This window comes from Curtobacterium luteum, assembly GCF_001475545.1.
Classification (GTDB): domain Bacteria; phylum Actinomycetota; class Actinomycetes; order Actinomycetales; family Microbacteriaceae; genus Curtobacterium; species Curtobacterium luteum_A.
Genome location: NZ_LDQC01000080.1, coordinates 1 through 7,509, shown reverse-complemented (window position 1 = coordinate 7,509; position 7,509 = coordinate 1). Strand labels below are relative to the sequence as shown.

The 7,509-nt window shown below is 73.7% G+C and carries 5 protein-coding genes; all 5 read right to left on the bottom strand.

All coding sequences use genetic code 11. The annotated features are described in order from the left end of the window. Nucleotides 1-508: TetR/AcrR family transcriptional regulator (locus NS184_RS13530; protein ID WP_242863060.1), on the bottom strand; the 508-nt coding region annotated here is incomplete at its 3' end. Between the two features lie 23 nt (nt 509-531). Beyond that, nucleotides 532-2,262, bottom strand: coding sequence for an allophanate hydrolase (gene atzF, locus NS184_RS13525; RefSeq protein ID WP_242863059.1), 1,731 nt, complete (start codon nt 2,260-2,262; stop codon nt 532-534). Further along, complete coding sequence (uca, locus tag NS184_RS13520; protein WP_206556289.1) at nt 2,259-5,933, bottom strand: urea carboxylase; 3,675 nt, start codon at nt 5,931-5,933, stop codon at nt 2,259-2,261. Before uca ends, atzF begins: the two co-directional genes overlap by 4 nt. Further along, nucleotides 5,930-6,622 (bottom strand): urea amidolyase associated protein UAAP2, encoded by a 693-nt coding sequence (locus tag NS184_RS13515; protein ID WP_058726635.1) that lies wholly within the window; start codon nt 6,620-6,622, stop codon nt 5,930-5,932. The genes uca and NS184_RS13515 overlap by 4 nt, the downstream gene beginning before the upstream one ends. Further along, nucleotides 6,622-7,461: an urea amidolyase associated protein UAAP1 gene (locus tag NS184_RS13510; RefSeq protein WP_083513701.1), complete on the bottom strand. Its 840-nt coding sequence runs from the start codon at nt 7,459-7,461 to the stop codon at nt 6,622-6,624. The genes NS184_RS13515 and NS184_RS13510 overlap by 1 nt, the downstream gene beginning before the upstream one ends. Nucleotides 7,462-7,509 lie beyond the last annotated feature (48 nt).

Genomic DNA, 7,509 nt, shown 5'->3' with positions numbered 1-7,509 from the left:
GCGCCGGGGCGACCGTGGCGGCGACCTCGGGTGACGCGGCGAGCGAGCCGAGGCGTCCGTAGACGTGCTGCAGGGCCTGCCGGTCGGCGCGGAACCCGGCGAAGCGCTCGCCCTGCACCTCCGGCAGCAGGTACAGCGTGCCGACGTTGTGCGGGGTGGCCGTGAGCGTGCCGACGTCGAACTCGACGAGGGCGGCGAGCGCGACCGCTGCCGGGACGGACCCGGGAACGCGTTCGTCGAGGCCGCGCGCGACCTCGAGGCTCGGGCGGACCGAGGTCTCCAGCAGTGCGACGAGCACGTCGTCCTTCCCGGCGAAGTGGTAGTACAGCGAGGCCTGCCGGATCCCCACCCGGTCTGCGATCGCCCGGGTGGAGGTGGCGCCGAAGCCGTGCTCGACGAACAGGGCGGCGGCCGCGTCGAGGACCTGGTCGCGCGGGCTCAGGGTCGGGGCGGCATCCGGCACCGCACGCGGGCGTCCGGGGCGCGTGGGACGGTCGTCGGCGGGCACGGACCCATCCTCGCAGCCGGCCGTCACGCCGGTGCTCCGACCGTCTGCGACCGGTACGCGCGCCAGCCGCCGTGGTGTGTGATGTCCTCAGCACCCTCGACGGCGTAGGGCTCGACCGTGAAGCCCGTGACGTCGGTGCCGTCGGCGAGCGTGACGGTGCCGATCGTCATCGGAGCGGGCAGGGCGGCGACGAAGGTGGCGAAGCCCGCGGCGGGCAGGCGCCAGACCTCGCCCGCGATCCCGGCGGTGCTGACCGGGTCGGCGTTCGGCACCCGGACGAGGCCGGGCTTCGGCGGCACGGTGTCGAGCGCGTACAGGCGGTAGTCGTCGGCCGTCCGGGCGTCGCGGACGAAGGTCCCGCCGGCGGCGACGAGCTGCCCGTTGAGCGGCTCGTCCCGGAGGTGCGCACCGACCACGAGCAGGTCGACGGTCGGTTCCGCGAACGCCGATGCGAGGGCGGCGAGCACACGGTCCGAGAACGCCGGCCCGGTGAGCATCACGCCGAACGGCAGTCCGTCGACGAAGCCGGCCGGCACCGCGAGGGACGCCATGTCGAGGAGGTTCGCGAAGTTCGTATACCGGCCCATCCGGCTGTTCGCGCCGATCGGGTCGGCGGCGACCTCGGCGAGCGTCGGGTGCCAGGTCGTCGTCGGGGTGAGGAGCGCGGTCGCGCCGTCGAGGGCCGCCCGGCCTGCGGCGCCGAGGGCGTCGAGCCGTTCCTGGTCGGCGAAGAGCTCCGCCGCCGTCGGGGCGGCTCCGCCGAGGACGATCCCGGCGACGGTCGGGTCGAGGTCGTCGCCGACCTGGTCGCGGTTCGCCTCGATGTGGGCGCCGACCGCGGCGTACCGCTCGGCGACGAACGCACCCTCGTAGAGCAGCCTGGCAGCGTCGAGCAACGGCGCGATGTCGACCTCGACGACCTCGTGGCCGAGTGCGCGGAACCGCCCGACGGCCCGACCGAAGGCCTCGGCCCAGCCGGGAGCCAGCCCTTCGAGCTGCGACGGCAGCGGGACCGCGATGCGGGGGACACTCGGCAGGACCGGACCGGTCACCCCCTGGTCGGCACGCGACAGTGGGTCCACCCCGTCCGGTCCGGCCATCAGCTCGGCGACGGTGCGCGCGGTGCCGAGCGACCGCGCGAACACGGTCACGCAGTCCTGCGACCGGCAGGCCGGCACGACGCCGGTGTTCGGCACGAGGCCCTTCGTGGGCTTCACCCCGACGAGGTGGTTCAGCGCCGCGGGCACCCGACCGGAGCCGGCGGTGTCGGTGCCGAGCGCGAAGTCGACCGTCCCGAGGGCGACGGCGGTGGCGGAGCCGCTCGACGAGCCACCCGAGATCCGGGTCGGGTCCCAGGCGTTCCGGACCGCGCCGAACGGCGACCGGGTGCCGACGAGACCCGTGGCGAACTGGTCGAGGTTGGTCTTCCCGACCACGACCGCGCCCGCTGCCCGGAGCCGGGCGACCGCGGTGGCGTCCTCGGTCGGCGTGTACGCGTACGACCGGGAGGCCGCGGTGGTCGGGAGCCCGGCGACGTCGATGTTGTCCTTGACGGCGAAGAGCAGCCCGGCGAGGGGCAGGGACGGTTCGACGGCCGACGCCTCGGCGACGACGTCGGCCCGGTCGCGCAGGGTGATCCAGACCTCGGGCCGGTCGACGGCCACGATGCGGTCGAAGACGTCGTGCACGCGAGCGACGGCGTCGGCAGCGTGACCGCCGGTCCCGCTGCCGCCGCTCACGCTGCCGCCGCTCACGCCGCCGCTCCGATCGCGGCGAGGACCTGTCCCGGTGCCACCTGGTCCCCTGGCTTGATGTAGACCTCCAACACGTGTCCCTCCACCGGTGCGTGCACCATCGACTCCATCTTCATCGCCTCCACGGCCAGCAGCTTCTGGCCCTCCTCCACACGGTCGCCCGGTCGGACGTCCACCTGCCACACCGTCGAGGTGAACGGCGCGGTGACCGCGGTCGCCCCGGCGGGCAGCGTCACCTCGTCCGGCAGCACGACGGCGGGCTCGTCCCGCACGTCGAACTCGCCCGATGCGCGCCACCGCTCCTTCTCCTCGTCGAACGCGCGGGCCTGCTGCGCGCGGAAGTCCGCGATCGAGCCGGCGTTCTCCGCGAGGAACCGGTTGTACGACGCGATCGAGAACTCGCCGTCGACGGTCTCGAAGTGCCCACGCCCGGCGTCGGTCTCGGCCCGGAGCTCGAGCAGCTCCTCCGCCCCGACCGGGTACCACTCGATCCGGTCGAAGAACCGCAGCGCCCACGGGTCCTCCTGGAACAACCCGCCGCGACGGAACCGGTTCCAGATCTGCACGGTGCGGCCGACGAACTGGTAGCCGCCGGGCCCCTCCATGCCGTAGATGCAGAGGTACGCGCCGCCGATGCCGACCGAGTTCTCGGCCGTCCACGTCCGGGCGGGGTTGTACTTCGTCGTGACCAGGCGGTGCCGCGGGTCGAGCGGGGTCGCGACGGGTGCGCCGAGGTACACGTCGCCGAGCCCGAGCACGAGGTAGCTCGCGTCGAACACGGTGCGGAACACGTCGTCCACGCTGTCGAGCCCGTTGATCCGTCGGATGAACTCGATGTTCCACGGGGTCCACGGTGCGTCGTTCCGGACACCGGCCATGTACCGCTCGATCGCGAGCCGGGTCGCCGGGTCGTCCCACGAGAGCGGCAGCTTGACGGTCCGCGAGGGGACGACGAGCTGGTCGGTGGGCGGGATCTCGTCCTCGAGCTCCCGCAGGAGCCCGGCCATCGTGCTCGCCTTCAGGACGCTCGTGTCGGTGTGCACCTGCAACGACCTGATGCCCGGTGTGACGTCGACGATGCCCGCCGGTGCCTCCTCCTGCAGCTTCGTCATGAGCGCGTGCACCCGCATCCGCAGCGCGATGTCGAGCGTCATGTCGCCGTACTCGACGAGGACGTTGTCGTCGCCGTCACGTCGGTAGGCGACGCTCGGACGCGCGTCGGTCGCGTCCAGGCGCGCCAGGACCCCGTCGTCGCCGTCGCCACCGGTGCGCGGCACCGACCGGGAGGCACGGTGCGCGTCGAGCGCGGCGGCGTCGGCCTCGCGGACGGGGACGAACCGGACGGTGTCGCCCGGGCGCAGCTGGCCCAGCTTCCAGAGGTCACCGCTCGCGACCACCGCGGGGCAGACGAAGCCGCCGAGGGACGGACCGTCCGGGCCCAGGATGATCGGGGTGTCCCCGGTGAAGTCGATCGCGCCCACGGCGTACGGGGTGTCGTGGATGTTCGACGGGTGCAGACCCGCCTCGCCGCCGTCGGTCCGCGCCCAACCAGGACGTGGGCCGATCAGGCGGACGCCGGTGCGTGCGGAGTTGTGGTGGACGACGTAGTCCGTGGCGTAGAACACGTCGAGGTCGTCGCGCGTGAAGAAGTCGGGCGCGCCGTGCGGCCCCTCCGTCACGGCGACCTCCCACGTGTCGGTCAGGGCGGTCCGGCGGTCGGCCGGGGTCGGGCCGCCGACGAGCCCGAGCCGGGCACCCGCGGGGAACGCCGGGTGCGGTGCGTCTGCGTCCGGGGAGCCGGGCCGCAGGACGTCGCCGGCCAGGAGCGCGCGGCCCGCGTGACCGCCGAACCCGCCGAGGGTGAACGTGGCGGTCGAGCCGAGGTACGTCGGGACGTCGAAGCCGCCCCGCACCGCGAGGTACGCCCGGAGCCCGGGGCCGGTGGCCGTGCCGACCGCGAGGGTCTGGCCCGCAGCGACCTCGACCGGCTCCCACATCGGCACGGTGACACCGTCGAGCGTCACCGGCACCGGGGCGCCCGTCACGGCGACGACGGCCCCCGCGGAGAACCGAAGCGTCGGACCGGACGCGGTGACCTCGAGCGCGGGGGCGCCGTCCGGGTTGCCGACCGCACGGTTCGCCTCGGCGAAGGACGCGCCGTCGAACGGGCCGCTCGGCGGGACACCGACCTGCCAGTACCCGGTACGACCGGGGAGGTCCTGCACCGTGGTCATCGTGCCGGGCACGACGACGTCGATGCGCGGGTCCGGGTCCTCGGTCTCGTCGAGGGTGGAGGTGCTGTGCGTGGCGGTCCGGAGCTCGAGGTCGTCGGTGAGCGCACGGAGGAGCCCGGCGTTCGTGACGATGCCGTCGACCCGGGTGCCCGCGAGGCCCTCGCGGAGGCGGTCGAGCGCGTCGTCGCGGGTCTCACCCGTGGCGATCACCTTCGCGAGCATCGGGTCGTAGAACGCGGACACCTCGGAGCCGGTCTCGACCCAGCCGTCGACGCGCAGGCCGCTCGCCTCGGGGAACACGGCCTGGGTGACGAGTCCGCTCGACGGCAGTGAGCCCTTGGCGGGGTCCTCGGCGTAGAGCCGGGCCTCGACGGCGTGCCCGTCCGGCGTCCACTCGCGGGTGAAGACGTCGTCGGCGATCCCGTCGGCGCCGTCACGCGCGAGCCGGAGCATGAGCTCGACCAGGTCGACACCGAAGACCTGCTCGGTGACGGGGTGCTCGACCTGCAGGCGCGTGTTGACCTCGAGGAACGAGGCCTCCTCGCGCACCGGGTCGTAGACGAACTCGACGGTCCCGGCGCTGCGGTACCCGACGCTCTCGGCGAGCCGACGGGCGGACGCGTGCAGTGCCTCCCGGACGGATCGGGGGAGTGCCGGGGCCGGAGCCTCCTCGATCACCTTCTGGTTCCGGCGCTGGAGGGAGCAGTCGCGGTCGCCGATCACGGCGACGCGCCCCTCGCCGTCACCGAAGAGCTGGACCTCGACGTGGCGGGCCGGTCGGACGAGTCGCTCGAGGAAGATCCCGGCGGAGCCGAAGGCGGCCGAGGCGGTGCGCTCGACGCTCGCGTAGGCCTCCCGGACCTCGTCGAGCGTCGCGCACGCCTGCATGCCGATGCCGCCGCCGCCCCCGGTGGCCTTGAGCATGACCGGCAGCCCGATGCGCTCGGCCTGCGCGACCGCGTCCTCGACGCTCGCGAGGAGGCCGGTGCCGGCGAGCATCGGCACGCCGGCGGCGGCCGCGAGCTCCCGGGCGGTGTGCTTCGCGCCGAACTGGACGATCTGTTCCGCGGTCGGACCGACGAACCGGATGCCCGCGGCCTCGCACGCCGCGGCGAACTCGGTGTTCTCGGAGAGGAAGCCGTAGCCGGGGTGGACGAGGCCCGCACCCGTGTCGAGCGCGGCCTGGACGACGGCGTCGATCTGCAGGTAGGACTCGCGCGCCGGTGCGGGACCGAGCCGGACGGCCGTGTCGGCCTCGCGGACGTGCGGGGCGGCACGGTCGGCGTCCGAGTAGACGGCGACGGTGCGCATGCCGAGCGCCTTCGCGGAGCGGATGACCCGGCGGGCGATCTCGCCGCGGTTGGCGACGAGGACGGTGTCGGTGGAGAGCGGAGGAGTCACGGTGTCGGTCCCGGTGGGGTCGGGCGCGGCGGTCACGGCTGGACCACGATCATGCGCAGCGGCGTGCAGGAGAAGTCGTTGCAGGGGTTGTTCATCTGCGGGCAGTTGGACACGATCACGAGCACGTCCCGCTCGGCCCGCACCGCGACTCGCTTGCCGGGGGCGCTCATGCCGTCGACGATGCCGAGTGCGCCGTCCTCCTCGACCGGCACGTTCATGAACCAGTTGAGGTTCGACACGAGGTCGCGGGCACCGAGCCCGTGGCGTGCGGCCTCGGCGAGGAAGTTCTCGCGGCAGCCGTGCTGGTACTGCGTGTGGTGCCCGTACCGGAGCGTGTTCGATTCCTTCGAGCACGCGCCGCCGATGGTGTCCTGCCGGTCGATCTCGTTCGCGACCACGGTCATGAGCGGACGGCCCTCGTTCGACATCAGCACCGTGCCCGTCCGGACGTACGCGTTGCCCTGGGCGGCGAGCGTGTCGGGCACGCTGTAGCGCTCGTCCGGGTCGTGTGCGTCGTAGACCAGGCAGTCGGCGCTCTGGTTGCCGCCGACGTCGACGATCGTGAGGACCTCGCCGGCACGGACGACGGCGGACCACGGGGCGAGCGGTGCGACGTCGTCGTCCCGGACGACCGCACCGGGCACGCGGGACTCGCTCCGGTCGAGCGGGACGTCCGGCGCGTGGACGGCACCCACCGGGACGGACGTGGTCAGGGTCGTGGTCATCACAGGCCTCGCGCTTCCGCGTAGTCGATCGAGTTGAGGTGGGCGCGGTGCAGTTCCGGCGTCGCGGTGGCCCGCGGGTCGGTGTGCGCCGTCGGCGCACCGCGCCAGGCGTGCACCCGGAGCGGACCGACCGTGTAGTCGGGACGCGGATCGAGCGGGTGCGGCACGTTCGCGACGAGGACGAGCAGCGGGAGCTCGGCGACGAGGGTCACGTGGCGGTCCGGCCCGGCGCTGCCCGTCGGCGTCAGGGTGCCGTCGGGCTCGACGTGGACGCCCTGGAAGAACGAGACGCTCGGCGGGAGGTCCCGCTTCGACAGGCCGTGCTTGGCCGCGGCCTTCGCGAACAGGGAGCGCCCGCTCGGGCTCGGGCCCTCCGGCGCGGCGTCGCCGTACTTCCGCTCGTTCCAGGCGTCGGTCGAGGTCCCGCAGAATGCGTCGTGGTGGCCGGAGGTGTCCTCGACGATGCTCGCGAGGACGCGTCCGTCGCCGCTGAGGAGCGGCGAGCCCTGCCCGAGGTACGCCTGCCACGGGATCTTCTGCGTGTCCGCGACGTTCAACCGCTCCCACGGCTCGAGGGCGTTGAACACGAGGACGTTCGCGCACGCGTCGCCGGTCGGGTCGTCGAACCGGAACCGGGTCCCGCGGGCGAGCACCCGGTGCGTGTAGCCGCCCGGGGCGACGGTCTCGGCCCACACCAGCTCGGCAGGGTCCACGCCGTCAGGGGTGAACGGCGAGGTCGACGCGGGGAGGTACGGCATCCAGTCGGACGTCGCACCGGCTTGGGCGCGGGCGTCGGAGCGCGAGGCGGTCACGCTGTCGGTCTGGTGGAGGTCACGCACGGTGGAGCCTTTCGGTGGTGCGGGCGGTGCGGGTGTGGGTGCCGGAGG

Bases quoted from the DNA above. Each gene is read 5' to 3' on its own strand.
- NS184_RS13515 (WP_058726635.1), bottom strand. From the start codon at position 6,622: ATGACCACGACCCTGACCACGTCCGTCCCGGTGGGTGCCGTCCACGCG.